This window comes from Marinifilum sp. D714, from assembly GCF_030851345.1.
GTDB lineage: Bacteria > Bacteroidota > Bacteroidia > Bacteroidales > Marinifilaceae > Marinifilum.
The window spans coordinates 42,850-68,508 of record NZ_JALPNU010000015.1 but is presented as its reverse complement, the minus strand read 5'-3'; the positions used below and the strand labels follow the sequence as shown (position 1 = coordinate 68,508).

Sequence of the window (25,659 nt, the reverse complement as noted above, 5' to 3'; positions counted from 1 at the left end):
AAGCCCGAAAAACAGAAGTGTTTTGGCGAACCCATGCTGTTGATCGGACTTAGCTTAAAAGCCTGCACAAAATTAAATGAATTATTAACAATTTAAAATTTTGTGAACATGAAAGATTTAAATGAATTTGGAGTTTCTGAAATGGAGACTTCTGAGATTAAGAACTTAAATGGAGGCGGTAGTTTTTGGGGGCCTGTAGGAGCTGGATTGATCATTGCAACTTTTGTTGCTGTGATAAGTGATTGGGATAACTTTAAAAAAGGTTTAGCTGGTGAACCAGAAATTAAAAATTAAATTATTATGGAAGAAATATATAATTGCACAGAATTAAATACTTTAGAACTTTTGGATGTTCAAGGTGGTGGCTTTGCTTATGATGTAGGTTTTGCATGGAGAGAATTGGGAATCTATATTAAAGGTGGAGGAGGTATTATGGGACAAATTGATGTAATTTGTGACCTTGTTGAGAATTACAAACCAGTAAATTAATTAACATTTCCCAGTTTTTATTTTATTGAAAACTGGGAATTATATTTTGCGTGATGAAGAAAAAAAGAAATTATTTGAAAGAATATACTATAGTTGCAATTAGTTTTTTATTCTTTTTTTACGTCTTTAAAGAATGGGATTTGTTAAAACAAATATTATTTGATTTGTTTAAGTAGTAAAAAGATTAAAAATAGTAGAGTAGTTTTTATAATGAATGTGGTAATATTCTAATAAAAAACTAGATGCTCTTATTTTGTATTAACTGATCGTGCACCTGGATACTCTCAGGTATGCACCAATAGTTTGTGCGAGTGTTTTCCACTCGTACCTATTTTTAGAAAAAATAAAACTATCTTTAGAATATCCCATTTGCATTAATTTGCAATTCGGCATTTGTGAAGAAAAAGAATTTACTAGATATGCAGAGCACATGCTAAAAAAAGGACCCCAACCCGTGGCGTCCTTTCCAAATTTAATAGTCGGAAAACAAATGACTATTCCTGAAGCGTTGTTTCTTCTTCCTCTTTTGCATTTTCGCGTCTGGTTTCGCGTGATGCAATTCTTGAGTTAATGTCTTTTATTACTTCGTTTATTTCCGCAGCAATATTTTCATATTCCACTTTTTCGGTCATATCCTTCATTACCGATAAAAACTGATCGAGAGATTCAATGGCCTTGCGAACTTCTTTGGCAGCTTTTGCTCCTTCAGCATTTGGCTTTTCGGCCTCTTCCTTGTTTTTTTCTTCTTCTTTGGCAATAAAATCTTGCTGAGAAGTTTTAAGGAAAGCATAATGATTATTGGCGCCAATGCCAGTAATGGCTGCTTTAAGCTCTTCATTAGAATCAACTTTATTGAAAAAGTTAATCATGCTAACAGTTTGGTCTTGGTAACCCATGTCGTAAATGCGCATTTCAGGTGAACGAACCACAGTTACCAATTTCTCTGCATGTGTACGTATTGTAGCATCCTCATTGTACGACTGTGAAATTACCAGGTACATAAAACACTTCCATCCATTGTCTCTTCTTAGATCCTTGGCTGCAAGTTCGCTGGTTCGCATACTACTTGGAGAAATTTTAAGGTTATCTTCCAATTTGTTTAAGGCAGCAGTGACTTTGGTTTTTGGCTTGACTAACTGAAGTTCAGTTTCGTCGTATTTACCCAAAATGTTCGATGCTTTTGAGCCTAATAATAGATATTCTGCCAAATGCATCTTGTGAAACTTAATAGAGTAAAACATACTTTTAAAATTTAAAATATAGTATTAATATTATTTAAACTCAAAGGAAGTTATGAATAAAGAATTTATTCCACAATTATATAAATGGAAAAAATAAGATCAGATAATCAGTGCTTTGTGATTGTGCATTTAAAATGGCTTGTAATGGTAGGGAAAAGAAGCTTATTTGGAATTGATTTAAATTAACTAAGTATAGTGTGTTTGTCTGATTAATCCATAAATAAATAACGCTTGTTTGGAGTGCTGAGTTTACCCGTTAAGTGGGTAACCCAAAGAACCAAGGAGCTAAATCGACCTGTAAAAATGCTTCCTTGGAGTTCGGGAATGCCATTTTTACGTTTTAAATTGGGTATCTGGAAAACCAAGAGGGCCTTTCAATACTTTAATTTGGAATAAGCGTTTTGTTGTTTGTGCAATTTTACGTGTTGAAATACTATTCCAGTAGACCAATGAAGCAAAACTACGAGTAAAAATGCTTCCTTGGAGTTCGGGAATACCATTTTTACGTTTTGAATTGTATATTTGGTAAACCAATGGGCCATTTCTTCAGTACGATTTAATCTTTTAACATTCCAAAATTCCAAGGAATTAAATATCTTTGCGGATTCAATTAGGAATTTATAATTACCAATTGCGAATAGAACCAAAAAGCTTTCGTAATTTGTGATATACAATTCGTAATTTCTAATTCGTAATTCGTAATTGACAGTATGAAGAACATTCGAAATTTTTGCATCATAGCCCACATCGACCATGGTAAATCTACCTTGGCCGATCGTTTACTTGACGTTACCAACACCATTACCGACCGCCAAAAGCAGGCGCAGGTACTAGATGATATGGATTTGGAGCGTGAGCGTGGGATTACCATCAAGAGTCATGCAATCCAAATGGATTATATGCGCGATGGTGAAAAGTATACCTTAAACCTGATTGACACACCGGGTCACGTTGACTTCTCTTACGAGGTGTCAAGATCGATTGCTGCCTGCGAGGGAGCATTGTTGATTGTTGATGCTACCCAGGGAATTCAGGCACAAACCATATCCAATCTTTATTTGGCAATCGAAAATGATTTGGAAATTATTCCGGTCTTGAATAAGATTGACTTGCCAAATGCGAATCCTGAAGATGTGAAGGATCAGATTGTGGATTTATTGGGATGTGATGAGAGTGAGATTTTGGCTGCCAGTGGAAAGACTGGTGAGGGAGTTCCTGATATATTGGAAGCCATTGTTGATCGTGTTCCAGCTCCGGAAGGAGATCCAGAAGCACCATTGCAAGCATTGATTTTCGACTCGGAATACAATTCGTTCCGTGGTATCATTACTTACATTCGTATTTTGAATGGTGAAATCAGCAAAGGTGATTTGGTAAAATTCGTAAATACCGAGAAGGAATACCAGGCCGATGAAATTGGTGTACTACGATTGACCCAGGAACCAAGAAAGGTTTTGAAAACGGGTGATGTAGGTTATATCATTTCGGGTATTAAAACATCAACCGAGGTAAAGGTAGGAGACACCGTTACTCACAAAGCAAATCCTTGCGATGCTGCAATTGAAGGTTTCGAGGAAGTAAAACCAATGGTATTTGCCGGGGTTTATCCAATCGATTCGGAAGATTATGAAGATTTGCGTGCGGCAATGGAGAAATTGAAGCTGAATGATGCTTCCTTGACTTTTGAACCTGAATCATCCTTGGCACTTGGTTTTGGTTTCCGTTGTGGATTCCTGGGACTATTGCACATGGAAATTGTTCAGGAACGTTTGGATCGTGAGTTCGACATGAACGTAATTACTACGGTTCCTAACGTATCGTATATTGCACACACCAAGAAAGGTGATGAGTTCGAGATGCACAATCCATCGGATATGCCAGATCCGAATGCATTGGATTATATCGAGGAACCATTTATTCGAGCTCAGATTATCTCCAAATCGGAGTTTGTTGGTCCGTTGATGACCCTTTGTATGAGCAAGCGTGGTATCATGACCAATCAGCAATATTTAACAAGCGACAGGGTAGAGCTAACTTACGAAATGCCATTGGGTGAGATTGTATTCGATTTTTACGATAAGCTAAAGAGTATCTCGAAAGGTTATGCTTCTTTCGACTATTTCCAGATCGGATTTAAGCCTGCCAAATTGGTGAAACTGGATATTCTGTTGAATGGTGAAGGTGTTGATGCACTTTCTACTTTAATTCACTTCGATAATGCACAGGCATTCGGTAGAAGAATGTGTGAGAAGCTGAAAGAATTGATTCCAAGACAACAGTTTGATATTGCCATTCAGGGTGCAATTGGAGCTAAAATTATTTCTCGTGAAACCGTTAAGGCTGTTCGTAAAGATGTAACCGCAAAATGTTATGGTGGTGATATCACGCGGAAGCGTAAACTGTTGGAAAAGCAGAAAAAAGGGAAGAAGCGTATGAAGCAGGTAGGTAATGTAGAAGTACCACAAAAAGCTTTCCTTGCGGTTCTTAAATTAGACTAATAATGTAATCTGACAGCGTTCGGAGATCCTGTCAGCATTAAAAAAGATATACAAAGCTGTTCGATTTTTCGGACAGCTTTTTTTTTCTTCAAGCTCTAAAGAGGCTTATAATAACAATTTTAAGCGTAATAAGTTTTATAGCTTGGGGCTAGTAGCTGAAAGCTGACTACTGATCGCTATTTTAACCTTTCCTTAACTCTTTTTAGCTAAAGCTTAACTGCCTTTTTTTCAGTTGTATGATAATTTTGAAAGTAGATAATTCAAGTCAAATTTAAATACAATGGTTATGAAACGATTTAGACTCTTACTAAGCCTATGTTGTGCTGTTTTGTTGGTGTCACAAGTTACTTTCGCTCAAGAGAAGGATAAGAAAAAGGAAAAACATGAGGTGCATGTTAAAGTAAAAGTGATTGAAGACGGAAAAGAAACTGTCATCGATACAATTTTCCACGAGCATAAAGATCATGATGAAATCATGAAAATTATAGAATTAAAGGGTGTATCAGATTCTTTAATGAAAAAGCATATGGTTTGGTATTCTAGTGATGATAAAAAGCATGGAAAGCATTTCAAAATGATTGAGAGCTTTGTTTTTAATATCGACTCAACTTTTGATGGAGATGCAATAAAAATGATGAAGAAATTTAAGTTCTCGGGTGAGGATGGGAGTTTTATTTTCCACTCAGGTGATTCTTGTATTTCGAAAGATATCCATATTGAAATGCTTCATGGAGGTAAACACAAATTGAATGTACTTCCATTTGATGGGAAAAAAGCGGAAAAAATTATCATCATTCAAGATTCCGACGATGTAGAAATTACTGAGGAAGATGGTGTGAAAATCATTAAAATAAAGAGTTCAGGCAAAGACAATGTTTGGATTGAAAAGCATGGTGAGCACGAAGTGGATGTTGAGGTTACGGTAGAGGAGAAGGATGGAAAGAAAGTGAAAAAGATAAAAAGAAAGAAAACGAAGAAACAAAAGGAGTAGTTTCTTTCTCTCATAATAAAAAAAAGCTCTGTATGATTTATAGTGGGTGATTCATGAAATTATATAGCTTATAAGTAAAAAATAATCTACTTTGTTCGTGTGGGATTGTCGGGCATTGGAAGGACAAGCTTCTTATCCGTAGAAAACATTTAGAGAGACGGGGAAGCTTCGAAGAATTGAGAAGATCACCCCGCCGAATTTAATGTTTTCAAGTAGAAGGAGTTTGTGCTTACACGCCCTAGATTTTTTGCTTACTTTTTCATCAATGGAACCGACCGAAGGGAGCTCATGAATTCCTTTTTAAAGAAATCATTTGATGAATAAAAAGTAAGAGCCATGCGGCTTGAGCAGAGTAAAATTAAAGAATTCTAGGATTGTTCTTTTCAATTAATATTCGATTTAGTTACGCACCAGATTCCATATAGAACCAAAAAAAAGCTGCTTTAAAAAGCAGCTTTTTTGATATCTGGTGGATTACATTATCAATTTATAACCTTTACCGTGAACGTTAATAATTTCAATGCTTGGCTCTTCCTTCAAGTGTTTACGAAGTTTGGTAATGTAAACATCCATACTACGTGCATTGAAATAATTATCGTCGGACCAAATGGTTTTTAAAGCCAGATTTCGCTCCAATACTTTATTTACATTGTTGCAAAGAAGCTTTAAAAGTTCCGATTCTTTGGTTGTTAGTTTAATGGTTTCATCTCCATCAACCAAATATTGTTTTTTAGCATCGAAAGTATAACGACCTAATTTAAATTCTTCCTGGTTAATTTCTGGCTTAACTCCTGCGGTTCTTCTCAGAACGGCTTCAATTCTCACCAAAAGTTCTTCCATACTAAATGGCTTGGTCATGTAGTCATCGGCACCAAGTTTAAATCCTTCCAAAACATCCTCTTTCATCGATTTTGCAGTCAGAAAGATAATTGGAATTTCGCTATTGATTAAACGAATATCCTTTGCAAGCGTAAAACCATCTCGATGAGGCATCATGATATCAAAAATGCACAGGTCGTAAGGATTTTTCAAGAACTCATCGTAAGCTTTGTCACCATCTTCGCAAAGAGTAGTGTTATAATTTTTAGCGATTAAATATTCTTTAAGCAAAAGGCCTAGGTTCGCATCATCCTCGGCTAATAAGATTTTAACTTGTTCCATTGCGTCTATTTTTTTAAAGGAAGATATACTTCAAATTTTGATCCCTTTTCGAGAACACTCTCTACATTCACTTCACCATTGTGTGCATCAACAACTTTTTTCACATAGGATAAGCCCAAGCCAAATCCTTTAACATCGTGCACGTTTCCTGTATGAACACGGAAAAAGCGTTCGAAAACCATTCTCTGATCTTCTTTCGATATTCCAATCCCATTATCAGTAATTGAAATAACAATACCCTTGTCTCTGTTCCGTGTACTGATACTGATTTCCGGATTGTCCTTGCAATATTTAATTGCATTGTCCAACAGGTTTGAGATAACATTGCTAACATGAACTTCGTCTGCCATAATTGTATCCTGGCTAGCATCTAAATTTTGGTACATGTTACCACTTTTATCTTCTGCTCTAATAGTAAAGTTAGGTAATAAATTTTGAATTATTTTATGAACACTTATAGGTTTCAACTTTAACTTCATTCTGGCTTCATTAAATACTGCCATTTGCAATACTTTTTCAACCTGGTAAGTTAATCGTTTACTTTCATCGTTTATGATTTTTGCAATATGATCGATAAAGCTTTGAGTGGTTGCAACGCTGTTGTCTTTCAGCATTTGCGATGCCAATGATATTGTTGAAATTGGAGTTTTAAACTCATGAGTCATATTGTTGATAAAATCGTTCTTGATTTTCGACAACTTTTTCTGGCGGAAGATGATGAAAATTGTAAAAGCACTGCAAAGTATCAATACCAAGGTAAGAATAAATGAAGGAAATAGCATTGTGTATGATTGAAGCATGTGCTGCTGTTTCGCAGGAAAATAAACATGTAAAATGTTATTTCTTGTAAAATACAAATCGTTTGGAAATAGAGGTTTGGTGTACTTCTCCACAGAAGGATTTCTAAAATAATTCTTTGAAGCCGTTTCAAACTTGATGCCATTCACTTTTACTGCATACTCAAAATTTAATTTGATTCCATTGTCTCTTAACTTCTGCTCAATTAAAGTAGGTAAAGCTTTAAGGTCAATACGCTCGCTAAGTTTTAGATTTGCATTTTTTAATTTATTAGCAAATTCTCCATAATTTCCTCTACTTGTTAAGGCTTTATTAAATTGCTCTTGGAATTTTGCTAAGCCTCCATTTAATGAGCCTTCGGCAATATTGATATTTTTGTTTTCATGAGAGATACTTAAAACGGCTTTGTCATGTTTTTGATCCATAGTGAAAGAAATCGTCGAGCTTTCTGTTGAAAGATCCGAATGTCCTGCTATGTTTGAATGATTAGAACCATTGCCTTTTAGAATCATATTTACAGATTCATCATGTTCCAACTTTTTAACAACCTGATCTAAGGCTTTACTAACAGTTAAGGAAAATTGTTCTTCTTTAAGTTTTGATGCAGATTGAAAGTATTTTATTTGGACCAATATCAATCCAAACAATGATATACACAAAACAATCGTAACTAACCAAATGTACTTCTGATTCATCTTTATTTATTTTCTTCCACTAGTCATCCCAATATTACCGGGAGGAAGTTGCAAGATAAAAACAATTACTGTAGTGTGTTTTTAATAATTATTTTAATCATGCTGGTTTCACGTATACAAAGATAAAAAAATCATCATCCTACAATTACGACTTAACAATCTTTAACACAAGTGATGTATAAGTTTGTTATTGATCAGGATATTAGAAAATTTAAATGGAATATAGCTTCTCTAAATTAGGATTGATTATAATTAAGGCAAAAATTCGTTATTTTAACAAATTTTTACTGAAAAGGTATTTGAAGTTTATAATTTGATACTATATTTGCTATCGGAGAGCGAATCTATAAGGAACAATCTCCTTGATTAAAAATTTTGGTTAATAGTTAGATGAAAGGGCGGTTGTGGTTACCGTCCTTTTTTTTGTACCCATTATTTACCAGAAGATCCTTACAACTAGACATAGCAATTCCTGTCAGGTTAATTCAGACCTGATGAATTTTTATAATACAAAGAATAAATTAAATTAGGATGCCAGCTCTTTCTGGTTGATTCTTTTCAAGGCTTCACGAGCAGCTTTTTGCTGTGCTTCTTTCTTTGAAGTACCAATACCTTTACCCATTTTCACTTCTTCCACCTCAACTTCGGAAATAAATAAAGGCAAACGCAATGTTTTATCAACACCATCTTCTTGAGTATCGAAGAATACATCCTTTTTGTTCTTTTGAGCCCACTCAATCAATTTGCTCTTAAAGTTGGTTTCTACAGTCACAACTTCTTCCAAATTGATATACTTCTTAAAGATTTTATCTTCGATAAAAGTACGGGTTTTAAGATATCCCTGATCCAAATAAATTGCTCCAATTAAAGCTTCGAATGCATCTCCATAAATATGTTTGTTGTTGTTCATATTTACATTGGATACAACATGATTGTCCAAGCCAATTTTAAGGGCAAGTTTATTTAGCGATTCTCGACTAACAATTTTAGAACGAATTTGAGTTAGGAAACCTTCGTCTTTATTAGGAAAATACTTGTAAAGGATATCGGCAATTACGGCACCAAGAATTGCATCGCCCAGATATTCCAGACGTTCATTATTCATGTTAAAGCCATTCTTAGGTATACTGGCCGATTTATGTATGAAAGCCAATTCATACAGGTCGGGTTTGTTAGGATAAAACCCTAGAAAATCAAATAACAATCCATAAAACTCCCTCCTAGGAAAGAAAAAAAGTTTTATGGATTGAATAATAGACTTAATCACAAATTATTTACTAAATGATTTGAAAATTACGGATGCATTGTGTCCGCCAAAACCAAAAGTATTACTCAAAGCAGCTCTGATTTCGCGCTTTTGAGCTTTGTGAAGTGTAAGGTTTAGTCTTTCATCGATTTGAGGATCTTGTTCCTTGTGATTGATGGTAGGAGGAACTGTTTGATTGTTCATTGCTAAGATACTAGCAATTGCTTCAACAGATCCAGCAGCACCTAACAAGTGTCCTGTCATCGATTTTGTAGAACTAATGTTTAATTTATATGCATGCTCGCCGAAAACAGTTTGTACCGCCTTAGTTTCAGGAATATCACCAACTGGAGTTGATGTTCCGTGAACATTGATATAGTCGATATCCTCTGGTTTCAAATCAGCGTCATTCAAAGCCATATTCATTGAGTTAATGGCTCCTCTACCTTCAGGGTGAGTTGCAGTAAGGTGATAAGCATCACCGGACATTCCTCCACCAACAACTTCAGCATAAATTTTAGCTCCTCGTGCTTTGGCATGTTCATATTCTTCAAGAATTAAACAGCCTGCTCCTTCACCCATAACGAAACCGTCACGAGTTTTACAGAACGGACGAGATGCAGTTTCAAACTCTTCATTGTTAGTAGACAATGCCTGCATTGAATTAAAACCACCTAATCCTGCTTCATTTACTGATGCTTCAGATCCACCTGTGATAAAGACATCAGCTTTACCCAGACGGATGTAGTTCATCGCATCAATAATAGCGTGTGAAGAGGAGGCGCATGCAGAAACTGTACCGTAGTTTGGTCCTTGGAATCCATACTTCATCGAAATATGGCCGGCAGCAATATCCGAAATCATCTTAGGAATGAAAAACGGAGAGAAACGAGGAGTTCCATCCCCGTTTGCATATCCTTTAACTTCATCTAAGAAAGTTTTAATACCGCCGATACCAGAACCCCAAATTACTCCGGCTTTTGTTAAATCTTCCGATTCAAGATCTAAACCGCAATCAGCCATAGCTTCTTTAACAGCTACAAGCGCATACTGAGTATATAAATCCAGTTTGCGAACTTCTTTGCGATCAAAATGCTCTTTAGCATCGAAATTTTTAACTTCGCAAGCGAACTGGGTCTTGAATTTTGAAGCGTCGAAATGAGTGATCATTCCAGAACCACTTACTCCATTCTCCAAATTCTCCCAATATTCGGCAATACTATTACCAATTGGGTTAATTGTTCCGAGCCCAGTTACAACTACTCTTCTAAATTCCATAAAAAAGGGTCTGGTTAATAATTACTTAGCGTTTTCTTCGATGTAAGAAACAGCGTCACCTACTGTACCGATGTTTTCTGCTTGATCATCTGGAATAGCGATGTTAAACTCTTTTTCGAATTCCATGATTAGCTCAACTGTATCCAATGAGTCAGCTCCTAGATCGTTAGTGAAGCTAGCTTCTGGAGTTACTTCAGTTTCGTCTACACCCAACTTATCAACAATGATAGCTTTTACTCTAGATGCAATATCAGACATAACTTTAAAATTTAAATGATTAATATTAAACTAATTAATTTTCAACTGTGCAAAGAAATAAATTTACTTGAAAAAATTCAAATCTTTTTCACAAAGTTGGGGACAAATGTAATTCTTTTTCCTTTTCTAGCGAAATTATTTTACATCCAATGGCTTTTATATACCTTTGGGCATACTATTTTAACAACAAATTCACCATGAAGAAAATTGCATTATTCGCCTCAGGATCAGGTACTAATGTTGAAAATATAGCGTTGTACTTTAAAAATAATTCCAATGTTGAGATTGCTTGTGTTCTCACAAATAATCCCAATGCTTTTGTGCTAAATCGAGCAGAAAAGTTAAAACTTCCTTCTTTTGTTTTTTCAAGATCAGATTTTAAAGAGACATCAAAAGTGGTTGATTATTTAAAAGAAAAGCAAGTTGATTTAATAGTGCTGGCTGGGTTTTTATGGTTGATACCGACTAATGTGCTACAAGAATTTTCAGGTAGAATAATAAATATACATCCTGCTTTGTTACCAAAATATGGTGGGAAAGGAATGTATGGTATGAATGTTCACAAATCGGTAGTAGAAAACCAGGAAACTGAATCTGGAATTACCATTCACATGGTAAGTGAGAAATATGATGAGGGTGAAATTGTTTTTCAGGCCAAGTGTTCAGTGGAACCTAATGATACTGCAGAGGATGTTGCAAATAAAGTACACAAATTAGAATATGAGCACTTCCCTAAAATAATAGAGCAATTACTTTAAAGTAATTGCTCTATTATTTTTTGACTCTCTTTTATTTTTTTGATGCCAGGGTATTGTTCAAAGAATCCGGTATTAATGGTTCTGGAATATTATCTAATCCATTTAATTCTTTCATCAATTTGTTTTTAAGAATTTCAAATTGAGCCTGATTTTCTTTCTTAACGGGAGCTACAGGAGGTGATTTCATTTTTAATGGATTAATTGGGCTTCCATTTTTATGAACTCTAAAATCGAGATGTGGTCCTGTTGATAATCCTGAAGAACCAACATATGCTATGGTTTGCCCTTGTTTTACCCTAACACCTGTGTTCATACCTTTGGCAAAACGGGATAAATGCATATAGGTTGTGGTGTATACACTGTTGTGTTTTATTTTTAAATATCTTCCACCGCCTCTTTTTTGGTAACCTTTCTTAATAATAACACCATCTCCAATAGTATGAACAGGAGTTCCCGTTGGAGCTGCATAATCTACACCATGATGAGCTCTATATCTTTTTAGCACAGGATGGTATCTGCGATTAGAAAACCTGGAACTAATTCTTGAAAAACGCAGAGGAGCTTTTAAGAATGCTTTTTGCAGGCTTTTCCCTTCTTCATCAAAAAAGCCTTTTTTTTCACCTTCTTTAAAGGCAAAGGCATAATTATCTGATTTGTGATGAATAAAATTGGCAGCTAGTACCTTGATATCATGTATTGATTCATCATCAACAAAAGCTTCTTCATAAATAATATTGAATTCATCGCCTTTACCTATACCAAAGAAATCTATAGTCCAGGCATAAATTTCAGATAATTCGATGGATAAAATAGGATCAGCCTGGGCTTCTACCATGGCATTCCAAAGTGAACTTTCAATGGTTCCTTTAATTTGTTTGCGCTTATAAATAATCTCTTTTTCCCCTTTGTATACATGCAAAGTATCTCGTAAATCAAATACAATATATTCAACTGGTGTGTTTTCGTATACAAAATACTCTGGAGTTCTTAAGCTATCTTTTGAGAACAACACAGAATATTCTCGTCCTGATTTTATCCTTCTTACATTAAAAACATTTTTGGCTTTTTTTGCAATTTTATCGATTGCAGCATATGATACATCGTATTGTCTTAATATTGTTGACAAACTCTGATTTCTCTTAACCTTACTTTCTTCAACATTAAAATTATCAATAGGAAATCCATATTTTAAATTAACAGGCTCTAAAGCTGTTGAATCAATCAATTCATGATTATCGCTTTTTACTTCCTCAGGTACATCTGATTTAAATTTTTTAAAAAGTAATAGGCCTATTACTACAAGGGCAGCAATAATGAGAGTTTTATAGTTGAAGAACTTTTTCATTTCGGAAATTTTGAATTCGCCCCTAAAGGTATAACTGTTTTTATAGTCATACAACTTGAAAAGATAGAGATTGTAGTATTTAAGCTTTTTTAAGTATTAAGATTTAATTTTGTCGAAACCTTGACCATAAACACCCATTACACTACCCATAGATATGAATGCATCGGGATCTACATGCTTTATCATTTTTAAAATGGTTTGAGAATCGCGTTTTTTTGCCAGTACCATCAATATTTTCACATCCTCATTACTATATCCTCCGGTGGCATTTATTACTGTAAGTCCTTGATCTAAATTGTGAATTACTTCTTTTCGAATTACTTCAGGTTTCTGTGTGAAAATTATTATTTGAACAGATTGTTTACTTCCTTCAATAATCATATCAACTACATAAGCACTTACACCCATTGTTACAAACCCGTATACCACCTGTTCAATGGAGTTTTCTAAAAAATATGATGAAGAGATTATTATCACATCAATTGTTAAAAGAAGTTGTCCCGGACTATAATTTTTGTACTTGTTGATCATCATGGCTAGAATGTCGGTGCCGCCTGTGCTTCCACCACGCGATAAAATCATTCCTGCACCTGCTCCAGCCATAATACCTCCGATGATAGCACACATAAACCTGTCGGAAACCAAAGGTTCGGTGATAATGGATTGAAGCAGCCATAGGAAAAATGAAATTACGGTAATTCCATACAATGTTTTTATTCCAAAAGAAAAGCCAAGCACACGTAATGATATCAGTAGAAATACCGTATTGATTAAAAATACACTATAACCAACCTTTATTCCTGTTACAAAATAAATCATGGTTGCAATTCCACTTACTCCTGAACCTACAATTCCAGATGGTATTATAAAACCGGTCCATGCCAAAGAACCAATAAGCAATCCTATGGTAATAATTAAATAGGAACGAATGTTTTCTGATAAACTGATTTTCTGATTAGCCATTATTTCTTTTTTTATGCTCTAATTTCTTCAAAACCTAATCCGTAAACTCCCATCACTGAGGCCATTGAAATAAAAGCTTCCGAATCGATTTCTTTAATTAATTTGAAAATACGCTGTGTTTCATGTTTACGAACCACAATCATTAACATTTTGCTTTCTTCTTTTGAATACCAACCAGTGCTGTGCAACATCGAAATTCCTCTTCCGGTTTCTGTGCTAATTCTATTTGCAATTTCTTCATGATGTGGTGATATGATGAATAGCTGAGCTGATTGTTTTGCTCCAGATATAACCATATCAATAGCATAGGCAGCAACGCCCATTACAACGTATCCGTATACAATGGTTGAGATATCTTTAAAAAGAAAATAAGAAGATGCGATGATAAAAATATCTAGATAGAGGATAATTCTGCCAGGACTTATATTGTAATATTTGTTAACCATCATTGCAATAATATCAGTTCCTCCTGTACTTCCTCCTTGAGTAAAAGTGATTCCAATACCTGCACCGCCTAGGATACCTCCTATAATGGTTGCCATAAATTTGTCATCTACTAGAGGTTCTGAAAAAATTCTTTGTTGCAATGTTAATAAAAGGGAACCTACAATAATTCCAAATATGGTTTTTATACCGAATTTACTCCCCAGTACTCGTAAAGCAATTAAAATTAAAAAAACATTAATTACAAGATAGGAGTACCCAACAGGAATTGTTTCACCTGATGCGTAATAAATAAGGGTTCCAATACCACCAGCACCTCCTGCTACGATTTCTGAAGGAATCAAAAATGCAGTCCATCCAAAGCTATAAACACACAAGCCAAGTGTAATAATAGCATATGATTTTAATTCATTAATAGAGAATTTCATTGTATTTTAAAAATAATTCAATGTGAAAAAAAAAGGCTCCGTTTATTAGAAAAACGAAGCCTGATTATAAATTGTGCTTATTGTTTTCTACTTTATACTACTATGTTGATGATTTTTTTAGGAACGATAATCACCTTCTTAGGTGTTTTTCCATCAATCCATTTTTGAGCCTGTTCACAATTCAGGACTTCCTGTTCAATTTCATCCTTACTCATACTTAATGACAGCTCTAGCTTAAACCTCATTTTACCATTAAATGACACTGGGTATGCATGAGAATCTTCAGCAACAAAGCTTTCATTGAACTCAGGGAAACTTGCTTTGGTAATACTTTCGTTATTACCACATTTGTTCCACAATTCTTCTGAAATATGCGGTGCGAAAGGAGCAAGAAGTTTTAAGAAATCTTCTAGTACAGCCTTATTGTTACACTTTAAGCTACTTAATTCATTCACACAAATCATGAAAGCAGAAATTGATGTATTGAAAGAAAATCTTTCGATATCATCCTGAATTTTCTTGATGGTTTTGTGAAGAACTTTCAATTCATCTTTTGTTGGTTCTGCATCAGAAACTTCAAAGTTTTCACCTTTGTAGAATAATCTCCAAAGTTTCTTTAAGAATTTGTGAACACCATCAATACCATTTGTATCCCAAGGCTTGTGAGCTTCCAATGGTCCAAGGAACATTTCGTACAAACGAAGTGTATCAGCACCATATTCTTCTACAATTACATCAGGGTTTACAACGTTGAACATCGATTTCGACATTTTTTCAACAGCCCATCCGCAAATGTATTTGTCATCTTCAAGAATAAATTTAGCATCCTTAAATTCTGGTCTCCAGGCTTTGAAAGCCTCTGTGTCCAATACATCATTCTTCACGATATTTACATCTACGTGAATTGCAGTTGTATCGTACTCTTTTCTTAAGCCGTAAGAAACAAATTTGTTGGTGTTCTTAACTCTGTAAACAAAGTTCGAACGACCTTGAATCATTCCTTGGTTGATCAATTTTTTGAAAGGTTCATCTTTGCAAACTTCGTTGATATCGAATAAGAACTTGTTCCAGAAACGTGAATAAATCAAGTGACCAGTTGCATGCTCAGTTCCTCCGATATACAAGTCAACATCTTGCCAGTATTCATTTGCCTCCTTAGAAACTAGCGCATCGTTATTGCGTGGATCCATATAACGCAAATAATATGCTGATGATCCTGCAAAACCAGGCATTGTATTCAATTCAATTGGGTGACCATCTGCTGTTTTCCAATCTTTAGCACGTCCCAATGGTGGTTCCCCACTTTCAGTTGGCAAGTACTTGTCAATTTCTGGTAATTCCAAAGGCAACTGATCCATTTCCATCATGTATGGCATGTTTTCTTTGAAATACACTGGGAATGGTTCTCCCCAATATCTCTGACGAGAGAAAATAGCATCTCTCAATCTATAGTTTATTTTTTTCTTACCTAAGCCTCTTGCTTCTACTTCTTCATTTGCTTTTACAATCGCATCCTTAACATCTAATCCGTTTAGGAAATCAGAGTTCATCGATTTTCCTTCTTTGGCATCGTATGATTCCTCCGAAATATCACCACCAGAAACAACCTGGATGATTGGCAAATCAAAATGCTTTGCAAATGCGTAGTCACGGCTATCGTGAGCTGGTACAGCCATAATAGCACCAGTACCATATCCGGCCAACACGTAATCGCTTACCCAAATTGGAATTTCTTCTCCTGTGAATGGGTGAATTGCATAAGCACCTGTGAACTCACCGCTAACTGTTTTTACATCAGCTAAACGTTCTCTTTCGGTTCTTTTCTTGGTAGCTTCAATATATGCATCAATTTTTTCTCTGTATTCTGGAGTGGTTAAAGTATCTACCAATTCACTTTCTGGTGCCAATACCATAAAAGTAACTCCAAAGATGGTGTCAGGCCGAGTGGTGAAGATTTCCATTTTGATATCAGAATCTTTCACTCCAAAATTCACCTCTGCACCAACAGAACGTCCAATCCAGTTTTTCTGAATTTCCTTCAAAGAATCTGTCCATTCCAAATTGTCAAGACCATCCAGTAATCTTTTTGCATAAGCCGATACTCGAAGTGACCATTGACGCATTTTCTTTTGAACAACAGGATGTCCACCGCGCTCAGATAAACCATCTTTTACTTCATCGTTGGCTAAAACAGTTCCCAATTCTGGGCACCAGTTTACCATTGTATCCGCAAGGTAAGCCAAGCGATAATTCAAAAGAATTTCCTGCTGTGCTGTATTTGATAAAGCTTTCCACTCTTCAGCTGTGAAAATATCAGTTTCAGAACAAGCAGCATTTATATTTGCATTACCTTCTGTTTCGAATTTTGTTACCAATGCTGAAATTGGTTGAGCTTTTTCTGTTTCGTTATCGAAATAGTGGTTGAACATTTGAATAAATGCCCACTGTGTCCATTTGTAATATTCAGGATCACAAGTACGCACTTCTCTGTCCCAATCGAAAGAGAATCCAATTTTATCCAATTGTTCTCTGTAACGAGTAATGTTTTGCTCAGTGGTTATTGCTGGATGTTGTCCAGTTTGAATAGCATACTGCTCTGCAGGCAATCCGTATGCATCGTATCCCATTGGATGGAGTACATTAAAACCTTTGAGGGTTTTGTAACGAGAATAGATATCAGACGCAATGTAACCGAGTGGGTGACCAACATGTAATCCCGCTCCTGATGGGTATGGGAACATATCAAGCACATAAAATTTGGGTTTGTCTGCATCGACATCAACCTTATAGGTTTTATTGTCGTTCCAGTACTTCTGCCATTTTTGTTCTATTTCTTTAAATGTGTACTCCATTGTAATATTTTGATAAAATATGGTTATTTCAATGTATTCAGTCCGCAAAATTAGTAAAAGTTTAGAAATAAAAGAGCTGTTTTTTAGCGAACTGTTTTTTTTATTAAAAATTGGTTAATAGAGCATTAGGAGAGTTGGTGAAAATCAATTATAGATTGAATGTTAGAGTAGGAAAGGAGAACAAAATAATTTTTTAAATTTGTGCACACATTGGCCCGTTAGTTTAGCTGAATAGAACATCAGATTCCGGTTCTGAAGGTCACAGGTTTGAATCCTGTACGGGTCACAAAGCTTGGATGCATTTCCAAGCTTTTTTTATTACAATTCATTGCATAAAAAAAGGAGCCCTAATGGACTCCTTTTATATTTTTAAGCTCGAAAATTTTTAGTTTTCTTCAGCACCTTGAAGAGCTGAATAGTTCAGCTTCAAAGCACTTGCTTTTCTTAACTCTTGTTTGATGTCAACAATGATACCCATTTTTGTGTATCTGTCAACTTTTAGAGAGGTTGTCAACTTGTTACGTAATTCTTCTTTTCTTGCTTCTCTTTCCGATGCAATGAAAGATTGAATATCATCAACAGTTGCAAACTGATCGTTCAGCTGGATTCTTGATTCAGTACCAAAAGTTTTTTGGTATTTTCTCAAAGGAACACCTACATGGATGTTACTTACCAAATCCTTTTTTTCAAGCTTTGTCAATTCCTTAGCTTGTGGCTGTACATAGCTTACATTCAATTCTACATCACGCATGGTAGTTGATACCATGAAGAAGAATAGAAGCATGAATACGATATCAGGAAGTGACGCTGTTGAAATTTCAGGAGTTTCTTTACTTCCGCCTTTTTTAAATTTTGACATTATCTTTTCCCTCCTACGTTTTTAGGTTCAGCCTCGGATATTGCCATTGGGACATATTTCTTTACAGCATCTTGTTGTTCTTTATCCAACTCACTGTAAACTTTTCCCCACTTAGACATTGCTTTTTCGTCTTTTAACTCACGAGCAGCAATGGCTAGCTCATCCTGAACTCTAATATACATTTCGTAACTCGTACCGCGGTCGTTCTGCAATGAAACCAATCCTTTCGAAACCATAACATCTCCAAAATATGGAACTGTTTTTACTTGTTTTTCAGGAAGTTCTTCACTGTTGTTTGGATTCAGGATAAACTCTTTGGTTTTTTCACGCAATTGTGAAATGTCCAAAAGTTCACCATTCACCAACAACTCATCGTTACGGTTTACCAATATCGCTAAAACATTACGTTTTTTTACCTTAACTTCTTCATCAGGTTGATCTGTTTCAGGGATAGGAGGTAACTTTTTATAGATACCAGTATCCACATCCATCGTAGTTGATACCAAGAAGAAAATCAGCAACAAGAATGCAATATCGGCCATCGAACTTGAGTTAATCTCTGGTGTTTTTCTTGCCATAATAAAGGTATTGCGATCCGAATCCGTAAATTCGGATCATATTCTTAACGTAATCTTCTAATAATTTCAGTAACAACAATTGAAGCTACAGTTCCTATACCTAGGATGTACATAGTGTAAAGTACTGTATCAGCAAATTGAAGTGAAGCAGGGTTGTTGTCAGTACCTGTGTAACCTGGAAGGTTTAACAATGTAGCATCTGACATACTATATGATACAAGGATTACCAATCCAAGTACTACTAATCCCATCAAACCTTTAAGCGCTCCTTTAGGGTTAACAACGATCTGAATGATTGGGAAAAGAATCGCTAATGCAGCAGATGCAAAAAACAAAACTTTAGCCCAGTTGATCAAAAGATCAGTGTAAACTGGAGTAGTGTGTGCTTGATTTGGGATTTCTCCACCTACGTAAAACATGATCACAAAAATAGCTGTTAGACCAATCATTACATAGGTAAGAATATTTAAATATTTACTCAATGTATTTGACATAGTCTATAATTATTTTTTCATGTTGTATTTTACAAGGATATCAAGAAGAGAGATAGAAGCATCTTCCATGTTGTTTACAATGCTGTCAACTTTAGCAGTACAGTAGTTGTAGAATACTTGAAGGATCATTGCTACGATCAAACCAGATACAGTTGTAATCAAAGCGATTTTAATACCACCTGCTACAGCTGCTGGAGAAATAGTACCCATAGACTGAATTGAGTCGAAAGCGTCAATCATACCGATTACAGTACCCATAAATCCTAACATAGGAGCCAAACCGATCATCAAACCAATCCAAGAAAGACCTTTTTCCAAAAGACCCATTTGAACAGATCCGTAAGAAACAACTGATTTTTCTACTACTTCAATACCTTCATCGATACGGTCAAGACCTTGGTAGAAAATGCTTGCGATAGGACCACGAGTATTTCTACAAACTTCTTTAGCAGCTTCAACACCACCGTTGTTTAATGCATCTTCAAGGTTAGCAATTAATTTCTTAGTGTTTGTAGTTGAAAGGTTCAAGTAAATGATTCTTTCAATTGACAAAGCAAGACCTAAGATAAGAGCTAGCAATACGAAGCTCATAAACATTGCACCACCTTGGATGAATTGCTTCTTAACAACTTTATGGAAAGATGTGCTTTCGATAGCTTCTTCTTCCATAACTGGAGCTGCAGGCTCTTCAACAGTAGTTTCCTCTGCAACCTGAGTTGTGTCTACGGTAGTTTCTGCTGTCTCATCCTGAGCAACTGCGTAAGATGATGCTCCTAAGCTTAGCATCCCGATAACTGCTATAAATGCAAATAACTTTTTCATAGTCTGTTTTTCAAATTTTAATTAACGAAATTATTTTTTACAAAATTAAACGATTGCGATCTCATAAACAACTAATTCCTTAGTTGTTTGTATATTATTCTTTAAAACTATTCTGTTTTTAATGCTTTCAACAACCTGCGATTAGGTATTTATGTAATATAGAAAGCTTTAAACAGTGCACCAAATTACAAAAAAAATGTGAAAAACAAATATTCTATTGGCTTAATTCGCCCTTTAGAGATTTATTTAAAAGCAATTTGGTTTGTTGCATGTCAAGCTTTTTACCTAAGATGAACATCAGTTTGCTAATTGCAGCCTCAGTGGTGATGTCGTGTCCGCTTACTACACCTGCGTTAAGTAGCTCTAAACTTGTCTCATAGAGTCCCATTTCAACGCTTCCTGCTGCACATTGTGTAATATTGTATACAACAATTCCTCTGCTGATTGCCTCCTTAATGGAATCAATAAACCATTTATCGGTAGGAGCATTGCCTGCACCATAAGTTTCCATTACTACTCCTTTTAATCCTTCTATATTTAAAATGGAATCGACTACCTGTTTATTGATTCCTGGAAAGATTTTTAAAATTGCGATGTTGGTATCAAACTCAGTGCTAATTTCAAGTTGTTTTGGATGACTTGGATAATGAATTGCGTAATAATTGTAATTGATATTGATTCCAATTTTTGCCAAATCTGGATAATTGTATGAGTAGAATGCGTTAAAATGCTCTGCATTGTGTTTTGTGGTTCGGTTTCCTCTAAACAATTGATTTTCGAAAACAATACAAACCTCAGGTACCATTGCTTGTCCATTTTTGTATGCAGCAGCAATCTCAATGGCTGTTATTAGATTTTCTTTCCCATCCGTTCTTAAGGTTCCAATTGGTAATTGAGATCCAGTTAATATTACTGGTTTTTGCAAATTATCAAGCATAAAACTTAAAGCAGATGCAGTAAAAGACATTGTATCTGTTCCGTGAAGAACAACAAATCCGTCATAGTTGCTGTAATTCTCCTTAATCAATTCTGCAATTTTTACCCAAACTTTAGGATTTAAGTTTGAAGAATCGATTAATGGATCGAAGGCAATGGAAGTAAGTTCGTATCCGAATTCTTTTAATTCCGGAACTTGTTTTAGAATATGATCAAAGTCAAATGGAATTAACGAGCCAGTTTCAGGATCGTTTACCATACCGATTGTACCTCCGGTATATAATATTAGAATAGAAGTTTGTTTTTTGTCCATTGAGAGAGGCATTATAAGTTGAACAAATTTCTTGCATTGTGGCTAGTGATTTCTGCCACTGTTTCTATACTGGTTTGATAAATATCTGCAATTTTTTGTGCGGTGTACTTTACGTATGAACTTTCGTTTCGTTTTCCTCTTTTGGGAACAGGAGCCAGGTAAGGGGCATCTGTTTCCAGCATTAGCCTTTCTAGAGGTACTTCAGCAATGGTTTTATCTAAACCTGAATTTTTAAAGGTAACGATGCCATTTATGCCAAGTAAAAAGCCCATATCTATGGCTTTGTTTGCTTGCTCTAGATTTCCTGAGAAACTATGAAATACTCCTTTTAAGTTAGAATTCTTATAATTCTCTAATATCTCAAATATTTCATTGAACGATTCTCTGGAGTGGATCACTATTGGCAAGTTGAATTTTAAAGCCCAGTTAATTTGAGTATCGAAAGCAATTTGTTGTTCTTTTACGAATGTTTTATCCCAGTACAAATCAATTCCAATTTCACCAATTGCACAGTATTTTCTCGAGTCTAACCAATTTTTACAAATGTCTAATTCATTCTGATAATTCTCCTTTACCGATGTAGGGTGCAAGCCCATCATTGGAATACAATACCCCGGAAACATTTTTTCCAAAGAATGCATTGGGTCAATTGATTCAGAATCGATGTTTGGTAAAAGTATTTTTTCAACTCCTGCCTTTTTCGAATTTTCAATGATTTGATGAATATCACCATTAAAATCTTCTGAATAAATATGTGAATGTGTATCGATTAGATTCATGTTTTTACTTTTTGTGCAAACTTATTGAATCGCAATAGGAATACAAAGGGAATTTGAACAGAAATCAGTACAAAAAAAGCCGGCAGAGCCGGCTTCTTTATATATTTAGGCGTGATTGCATATTAAACGCATCCTTGAGCTAGCATAGCTTCAGCAACTTTAACGAATCCACCAACGTTAGCACCTTTAACGTAGTTGATGTGACCGTTTTCTTTACCGAAACGTACACAAGTATCGTGAATATCTTTCATGATACGACCCAATTTTTCATCAACTTCTTCAGCTGACCAGTTGTAACGCATAGAGTTTTGAGACATTTCTAAACCAGAAACAGCTACACCACCAGCATTAGCAGCTTTACCAGGAGCGAATGCACAATTATCTACCAAGTAGATCATAGCTTCAGCAGTACAACCCATGTTAGAAGTTTCTACTACATACTTACATCCGTTTTCAACCAATTGCTTAGCATCTTCTTCGTTCAATTCGTTTTGAATTGCACAAGGGAAAGCTAAGTCAACTTTACATTCCCAAGGTTTTTTACCAGGGAAGAACTCAGCACCGAATTTTTCAGCGTAAGGAGCAACAACGTCGTTGTTAGAAGCTCTAAGATCCAATAAGTATTCAATCTTTTCAGCATCTAAACCTTCTTTGTCGTATACATATCCGTCAGGACCTGAAACTGTAACAACTTTAGCACCTAGCTCAACCAATTTAAGAGCAGCACCCCAAGTTACGTTACCGAATCCTGAAAGAGCAACAGTTTTTCCTTTGAAATCTTCGTTGTTTTCAGCCAACATGTGTTGAGCGAAGTATACAGCACCAAAACCAGTAGCTTCAGGACGAATTAATGATCCACCGTACTCAAGACCTTTACCAGTTAATACACCAGTAAACTCGTTACGGATTCTCTTGTACTGTCCGAATAGGTATCCGATCTCGCGACCACCTACACCTATATCACCTGCTGGCACGTCAGTGTTAGGACCAATGTGCTTGCAAAGCTCAGTCATGAAGCTTTGGCAGAAGCGCATGATTTCGTTATCTGATCTTCCTTTAGCGTTGAAGTCAGAACCACCTTTACCACCACCCATAGGTAGAGTAGTTAATGAATTCTTGAAAGTTTGCTCGAAACCTAAGAATTTCAAAGCACTTAACGTTACAGAAGGGTGGAAACGTAAACCACCTTTGTAAGGTCCAATTGCACTATTGAATTCAACGCGGTAACCACGGTTGATTTCAACTTCACCGTTATCGTTGATCCATGGTACGCGGAACATGATTACGCGCTCAGGCTCACACATTTTTTCAAGAATCTTTGCAGCCTTGTACTTAGGATTTGCATCATAAGTATCCCAAACTGTTTCTACTACTTCTTGTACTGCCTGATGGAACTCAGCTTCACCTGGAGTTTTAGCCTTAAGGCTATCCATGAATTCAATTATTTTTGCTTCCATATCCAAACTTGTTATGAAATTAAAATTGTTTGTTGTGTTTTAATTATTAGTTCTTGGTGTCAAATGTATACAAATTTTCATAATCACAAATTAAAAGCTGATTTTTTTTACAACGTTTTCGTAAAAATTAAAACGCAGAAAATCAGACATGTAGAAAGGCGTAATTTCTGTTCTACAACATGAAACCATAAAAATTGACAATTTTCAGGAATTTAGAGAGTAGATTTTTCCTGGATGTGACTTCACCATGCCATCAAATTCTAATTTTAAGAGCAAACTTGACACCTTACTCATCGGAAATGAACTCTTCAAACAAATCAAATCTATCGGTGTTTTTTCTAAATCTCGAAGTGCCGATATTATTTTTTCTTCCTCCTTGGTAAGCTCTACAAAAAGCTTCGTTTGAATTTCCTTTGCTTTTGGAGTTTGATCGTCCCAACCTAATATATAGTCCAAGTCTGAGATGTTTTCTATTAAGTGAGCTTGGTTGGTTTTGATTAGAAAATTACAGCCCTCGGAATATTTATCACTGATTCTTCCCGGGAAAGCAAATACATCTCTATTATATGAGTTAGCAATATCAGCAGTCACCAATGAACCGCCCTTTTTGGCAGATTCTATGACTATCGTTGCATCTGACATGCCAGCAATTATTCTGTTGCGTCGGACAAAGTTTTTAGGATCGAACTTGCTGTTTGATGTGAACTCACTAACAATTGCTCCTCCTTTATGGATGATTTCCTCAGCATAGTTTCTATGCTGGGCTGGATACATTTGCTGAAAACCATGACCAATAGCTGCAATCGTAGGAAGTTGATATTGCATGGCGGCTTTATGTGCACAGATATCAATACCATAAGCCAGACCACTAATTATTGTTGTTTTTATTGATTTATCCGATAAATCCTTAACCAGTTTGGAGCATTGTTCTTTCCCGTAATCGCTTGCATTTCTTGTGCCAACTATACTGATGTTTCTGTTGGCGTTAAAATCTGCATTACCTTTATAATATAGCGTGCAAGGAGAATCGGAGCAATTAAGAAGTCTTTGTGGATAATTGGAATCCAGATAGAATGCAATTTGAATTTCATTCTGCTCTATAAACTTGAGCTCCTCTTCGGCTTGAAGAAGAGCTGTTTCTCGGTCGAGCTTTTGAATAAATGCCTGACCTACTCCTGGAATTTTCAGGAGATTTTGTTTCTTTTCAGTAAAGAAAGCTTCAACGCTTCCTGTATAGGCAATGGCTTTTTTTATATTAACGGGTCCAAAACCATTGATAAAACTTACTGCAATTTTGTATATTTTATCCATACCTTATTAATAGGAATACCACAATCTGGATATGAATTTACAAAAGATTTATAAAGTAAATGATGTTCCAATGGTTAAAAATCCGGCATTTGCCCAACCTATTTCTGTAAATAATCCAAATTGATTTGAAAAATGATAACGTGCACCTAGTACAACTCCCAGATCAAACAGTAAATCATTTGATGTGTTGTCAGAGTATACTGCATTTGAACTTGCATTGGGGCTTGTGTTTTCGTATTTCTTGTGCTCCAAAGAAATACCTGCTTTTACCGAAGTGTACAGGTCAACATCATATCCTGTCGAGATATTCATATCCGATAGCCAATCGTTCAATTCATAAGTAAGTACACTTCCTAATCTGTAATAATTGTAATTGGTTTCGCTGTGACCAAAATCGTATTCATGTTTCTGGCCAGCATAACCAATGTATGCACCTATGCTAAAATTGTCCTGCCACTCTTTTTCAAGCTGTATTAAAATAGAAGGATAGTTGCTTTCATCGGATCCTGCAAAGTTGTGGTCGAACTTGCCATACTTGCCTAAAGGAATACCTATATTAAGGCGTAGTTCGTTGTTTTGAGCAAGAGTATTTAATGATAATGTGCATAGCAAAATTGCTACTAGTGTTTTAATTTTCATTCCTAATAGTATTTGTTAATGGTATG

At 35.5% G+C, this 25,659-nt stretch carries 24 protein-coding genes and 1 tRNA gene; 6 read left to right on the top strand and 19 right to left on the bottom strand.

Features of this window, described 5'->3' with window-relative positions:
• Nucleotides 1-108: 108 nt before the first annotated feature.
• Both M0051_RS13775 and M0051_RS13770 read left to right on the top strand, forming a co-directional pair.
• Nucleotides 109-294, top strand: a complete 186-nt coding sequence (locus tag M0051_RS13775) for a hypothetical protein (protein ID WP_306742088.1) — start codon at nt 109-111, stop codon at nt 292-294.
• Nucleotides 295-300: 6 nt separating this feature from the next.
• Nucleotides 301-489: a hypothetical protein gene (locus tag M0051_RS13770; RefSeq protein ID WP_306742087.1), complete on the top strand. Its 189-nt coding sequence runs from the start codon at nt 301-303 to the stop codon at nt 487-489.
• A 494-nt stretch (nt 490-983) separates the two neighbouring features.
• Here M0051_RS13770 and M0051_RS13765 read toward each other — a convergent pair whose 3' ends face one another.
• Nucleotides 984-1,730: a DUF6261 family protein gene (locus tag M0051_RS13765; protein ID WP_306742086.1), complete on the bottom strand. Its 747-nt coding sequence runs from the start codon at nt 1,728-1,730 to the stop codon at nt 984-986.
• Between the two features lie 710 nt (nt 1,731-2,440).
• Here M0051_RS13765 and lepA point away from each other — a divergent pair.
• Nucleotides 2,441-4,228 carry a translation elongation factor 4 gene (gene lepA / locus M0051_RS13760; protein ID WP_306742085.1) on the top strand — a complete coding sequence of 596 codons (1,788 nt, stop codon included), beginning with the start codon at nt 2,441-2,443 and terminating at the stop codon, nt 4,226-4,228.
• Between the two features lie 286 nt (nt 4,229-4,514).
• On the top strand, nt 4,515-5,219 hold the full coding sequence (locus M0051_RS13755) for a hypothetical protein (RefSeq protein WP_306742084.1): 705 nt from the start codon (nt 4,515-4,517) through the stop codon (nt 5,217-5,219).
• A gap of 474 nt (nt 5,220-5,693) precedes the next feature.
• Here the strand turns inward: M0051_RS13755 and M0051_RS13750 are convergent, their stop codons facing one another.
• From M0051_RS13750 to M0051_RS13730, 5 genes are all read right to left on the bottom strand, one after another.
• A complete protein-coding gene (locus M0051_RS13750) occupies nt 5,694-6,380 on the bottom strand; it encodes a response regulator transcription factor (protein ID WP_054718930.1) in 687 nt (228 codons plus the stop codon).
• Nucleotides 6,381-6,385: 5 nt separating this feature from the next.
• Nucleotides 6,386-7,873, bottom strand: a complete 1,488-nt coding sequence (locus tag M0051_RS13745) for a sensor histidine kinase KdpD (RefSeq protein ID WP_306742083.1) — start codon at nt 7,871-7,873, stop codon at nt 6,386-6,388.
• 526 nt (nt 7,874-8,399) lie between these two features.
• Nucleotides 8,400-9,140: a ribonuclease III gene (gene rnc / locus M0051_RS13740; protein WP_268191515.1), complete on the bottom strand. Its 741-nt coding sequence runs from the start codon at nt 9,138-9,140 to the stop codon at nt 8,400-8,402.
• A 3-nt stretch (nt 9,141-9,143) separates the two neighbouring features.
• Entirely contained in the window at nt 9,144-10,397 is a 1,254-nt protein-coding gene (gene fabF / locus M0051_RS13735; protein WP_306742082.1) for a beta-ketoacyl-ACP synthase II, read from the bottom strand.
• A 21-nt stretch (nt 10,398-10,418) separates the two neighbouring features.
• On the bottom strand, nt 10,419-10,655 hold the full coding sequence (locus M0051_RS13730; RefSeq protein ID WP_054718918.1) for an acyl carrier protein: 237 nt from the start codon (nt 10,653-10,655) through the stop codon (nt 10,419-10,421).
• 149 nt (nt 10,656-10,804) lie between these two features.
• Between M0051_RS13730 and purN the strand changes: the two genes are divergently transcribed.
• Nucleotides 10,805-11,413: a phosphoribosylglycinamide formyltransferase gene (purN, locus tag M0051_RS13725; RefSeq protein WP_306742081.1), complete on the top strand. Its 609-nt coding sequence runs from the start codon at nt 10,805-10,807 to the stop codon at nt 11,411-11,413.
• A gap of 31 nt (nt 11,414-11,444) precedes the next feature.
• Here the strand turns inward: purN and M0051_RS13720 are convergent, their stop codons facing one another.
• The 4 genes from M0051_RS13720 to leuS all read right to left on the bottom strand — a co-directional run bounded on the left by M0051_RS13720 (nt 11,445) and on the right by leuS (nt 17,445).
• The gene (locus M0051_RS13720; RefSeq protein WP_306742080.1) at nt 11,445-12,758 is read right to left on the bottom strand and encodes a peptidoglycan DD-metalloendopeptidase family protein; all 1,314 of its coding nucleotides are present in this window, start codon (nt 12,756-12,758) and stop codon (nt 11,445-11,447) included.
• A 96-nt stretch (nt 12,759-12,854) separates the two neighbouring features.
• Nucleotides 12,855-13,721, bottom strand: coding sequence for a YitT family protein (locus tag M0051_RS13715; RefSeq protein ID WP_306742079.1), 867 nt, complete (start codon nt 13,719-13,721; stop codon nt 12,855-12,857).
• 11 nt (nt 13,722-13,732) lie between these two features.
• Entirely contained in the window at nt 13,733-14,593 is an 861-nt protein-coding gene (locus tag M0051_RS13710) for a YitT family protein (protein WP_306742078.1), read from the bottom strand.
• A 92-nt stretch (nt 14,594-14,685) separates the two neighbouring features.
• The gene (leuS, locus tag M0051_RS13705) at nt 14,686-17,445 is read right to left on the bottom strand and encodes a leucine--tRNA ligase (RefSeq protein ID WP_306742077.1); all 2,760 of its coding nucleotides are present in this window, start codon (nt 17,443-17,445) and stop codon (nt 14,686-14,688) included.
• A gap of 212 nt (nt 17,446-17,657) precedes the next feature.
• On the opposite strand from leuS, the gene M0051_RS13700 reads away from it, so the two are divergent.
• A tRNA-Arg gene (locus M0051_RS13700) sits at nt 17,658-17,731 on the top strand.
• Between the two features lie 99 nt (nt 17,732-17,830).
• On the opposite strand, the gene M0051_RS13695 is transcribed toward M0051_RS13700, so the two are convergent.
• From M0051_RS13695 to M0051_RS13655, 9 genes are all read right to left on the bottom strand, one after another.
• Nucleotides 17,831-18,304, bottom strand: a complete 474-nt coding sequence (locus M0051_RS13695) for a biopolymer transporter ExbD (RefSeq protein ID WP_306742076.1) — start codon at nt 18,302-18,304, stop codon at nt 17,831-17,833.
• Nucleotides 18,304-18,882, bottom strand: coding sequence for a biopolymer transporter ExbD (locus M0051_RS13690; RefSeq protein WP_306742075.1), 579 nt, complete (start codon nt 18,880-18,882; stop codon nt 18,304-18,306). Before M0051_RS13690 ends, M0051_RS13695 begins: the two co-directional genes overlap by 1 nt.
• A 44-nt stretch (nt 18,883-18,926) precedes the next feature.
• Nucleotides 18,927-19,376, bottom strand: a complete 450-nt coding sequence (locus tag M0051_RS13685; protein WP_306742074.1) for a hypothetical protein — start codon at nt 19,374-19,376, stop codon at nt 18,927-18,929.
• A 9-nt stretch (nt 19,377-19,385) separates the two neighbouring features.
• Nucleotides 19,386-20,198: a MotA/TolQ/ExbB proton channel family protein gene (locus M0051_RS13680; RefSeq protein ID WP_120241744.1), complete on the bottom strand. Its 813-nt coding sequence runs from the start codon at nt 20,196-20,198 to the stop codon at nt 19,386-19,388.
• 214 nt (nt 20,199-20,412) lie between these two features.
• On the bottom strand, nt 20,413-21,447 hold the full coding sequence (locus M0051_RS13675) for an asparaginase (RefSeq protein ID WP_306742073.1): 1,035 nt from the start codon (nt 21,445-21,447) through the stop codon (nt 20,413-20,415).
• A gap of 11 nt (nt 21,448-21,458) precedes the next feature.
• Nucleotides 21,459-22,226 carry a TatD family hydrolase gene (locus M0051_RS13670; protein ID WP_306742072.1) on the bottom strand — a complete coding sequence of 256 codons (768 nt, stop codon included), beginning with the start codon at nt 22,224-22,226 and terminating at the stop codon, nt 21,459-21,461.
• Nucleotides 22,227-22,348: 122 nt separating this feature from the next.
• Entirely contained in the window at nt 22,349-23,683 is a 1,335-nt protein-coding gene (gene gdhA / locus M0051_RS13665) for an NADP-specific glutamate dehydrogenase (protein WP_306742071.1), read from the bottom strand.
• A 204-nt stretch (nt 23,684-23,887) separates the two neighbouring features.
• Nucleotides 23,888-24,994, bottom strand: coding sequence for a DNA-processing protein DprA (gene dprA, locus M0051_RS13660; protein WP_306742070.1), 1,107 nt, complete (start codon nt 24,992-24,994; stop codon nt 23,888-23,890).
• 48 nt (nt 24,995-25,042) lie between these two features.
• Nucleotides 25,043-25,633 (bottom strand): outer membrane beta-barrel protein, encoded by a 591-nt coding sequence (locus M0051_RS13655; protein ID WP_306742069.1) that lies wholly within the window; start codon nt 25,631-25,633, stop codon nt 25,043-25,045.
• Nucleotides 25,634-25,659 lie beyond the last annotated feature (26 nt).

What these genes read in the sequence shown, in the direction of transcription:
- M0051_RS13770 (WP_306742087.1), top strand. Translation starts at nt 301, where the DNA reads ATGGAAGAAATATATAATTGCACAGAATTAAATACTTTAGAACTTTTG.
- leuS (WP_306742077.1), bottom strand. Translation starts at nt 17,445, where the DNA reads ATGGAGTACACATTTAAAGAAATAGAACAAAAATGGCAGAAGTACTGG.
- lepA (WP_306742085.1), top strand. Translation starts at nt 2,441, where the DNA reads ATGAAGAACATTCGAAATTTTTGCATCATAGCCCACATCGACCATGGT.
- M0051_RS13730 (WP_054718918.1), bottom strand. Translation starts at nt 10,655, where the DNA reads ATGTCTGATATTGCATCTAGAGTAAAAGCTATCATTGTTGATAAGTTG.
- M0051_RS13655 (WP_306742069.1), bottom strand. Translation starts at nt 25,633, where the DNA reads ATGAAAATTAAAACACTAGTAGCAATTTTGCTATGCACATTATCATTA.
- M0051_RS13675 (WP_306742073.1), bottom strand. Translation starts at nt 21,447, where the DNA reads ATGGACAAAAAACAAACTTCTATTCTAATATTATATACCGGAGGTACA.
- M0051_RS13720 (WP_306742080.1), bottom strand. Translation starts at nt 12,758, where the DNA reads ATGAAAAAGTTCTTCAACTATAAAACTCTCATTATTGCTGCCCTTGTA.
- M0051_RS13695 (WP_306742076.1), bottom strand. Translation starts at nt 18,304, where the DNA reads ATGTCAAAATTTAAAAAAGGCGGAAGTAAAGAAACTCCTGAAATTTCA.
- M0051_RS13775 (WP_306742088.1), top strand. Translation starts at nt 109, where the DNA reads ATGAAAGATTTAAATGAATTTGGAGTTTCTGAAATGGAGACTTCTGAG.
- M0051_RS13745 (WP_306742083.1), bottom strand. Translation starts at nt 7,873, where the DNA reads ATGAATCAGAAGTACATTTGGTTAGTTACGATTGTTTTGTGTATATCA.
- M0051_RS13670 (WP_306742072.1), bottom strand. Translation starts at nt 22,226, where the DNA reads ATGAATCTAATCGATACACATTCACATATTTATTCAGAAGATTTTAAT.
- dprA (WP_306742070.1), bottom strand. Translation starts at nt 24,994, where the DNA reads ATGGATAAAATATACAAAATTGCAGTAAGTTTTATCAATGGTTTTGGA.
- M0051_RS13755 (WP_306742084.1), top strand. Translation starts at nt 4,515, where the DNA reads ATGAAACGATTTAGACTCTTACTAAGCCTATGTTGTGCTGTTTTGTTG.
- fabF (WP_306742082.1), bottom strand. Translation starts at nt 10,397, where the DNA reads ATGGAATTTAGAAGAGTAGTTGTAACTGGGCTCGGAACAATTAACCCA.
- M0051_RS13750 (WP_054718930.1), bottom strand. Translation starts at nt 6,380, where the DNA reads ATGGAACAAGTTAAAATCTTATTAGCCGAGGATGATGCGAACCTAGGC.
- M0051_RS13765 (WP_306742086.1), bottom strand. Translation starts at nt 1,730, where the DNA reads ATGTTTTACTCTATTAAGTTTCACAAGATGCATTTGGCAGAATATCTA.
- purN (WP_306742081.1), top strand. Translation starts at nt 10,805, where the DNA reads ATGGCTTTTATATACCTTTGGGCATACTATTTTAACAACAAATTCACC.
- M0051_RS13685 (WP_306742074.1), bottom strand. Translation starts at nt 19,376, where the DNA reads ATGTCAAATACATTGAGTAAATATTTAAATATTCTTACCTATGTAATG.
- M0051_RS13710 (WP_306742078.1), bottom strand. Translation starts at nt 14,593, where the DNA reads ATGAAATTCTCTATTAATGAATTAAAATCATATGCTATTATTACACTT.
- M0051_RS13690 (WP_306742075.1), bottom strand. Translation starts at nt 18,882, where the DNA reads ATGGCAAGAAAAACACCAGAGATTAACTCAAGTTCGATGGCCGATATT.
- gdhA (WP_306742071.1), bottom strand. Translation starts at nt 23,683, where the DNA reads ATGGAAGCAAAAATAATTGAATTCATGGATAGCCTTAAGGCTAAAACT.
- M0051_RS13680 (WP_120241744.1), bottom strand. Translation starts at nt 20,198, where the DNA reads ATGAAAAAGTTATTTGCATTTATAGCAGTTATCGGGATGCTAAGCTTA.
- M0051_RS13715 (WP_306742079.1), bottom strand. Translation starts at nt 13,721, where the DNA reads ATGGCTAATCAGAAAATCAGTTTATCAGAAAACATTCGTTCCTATTTA.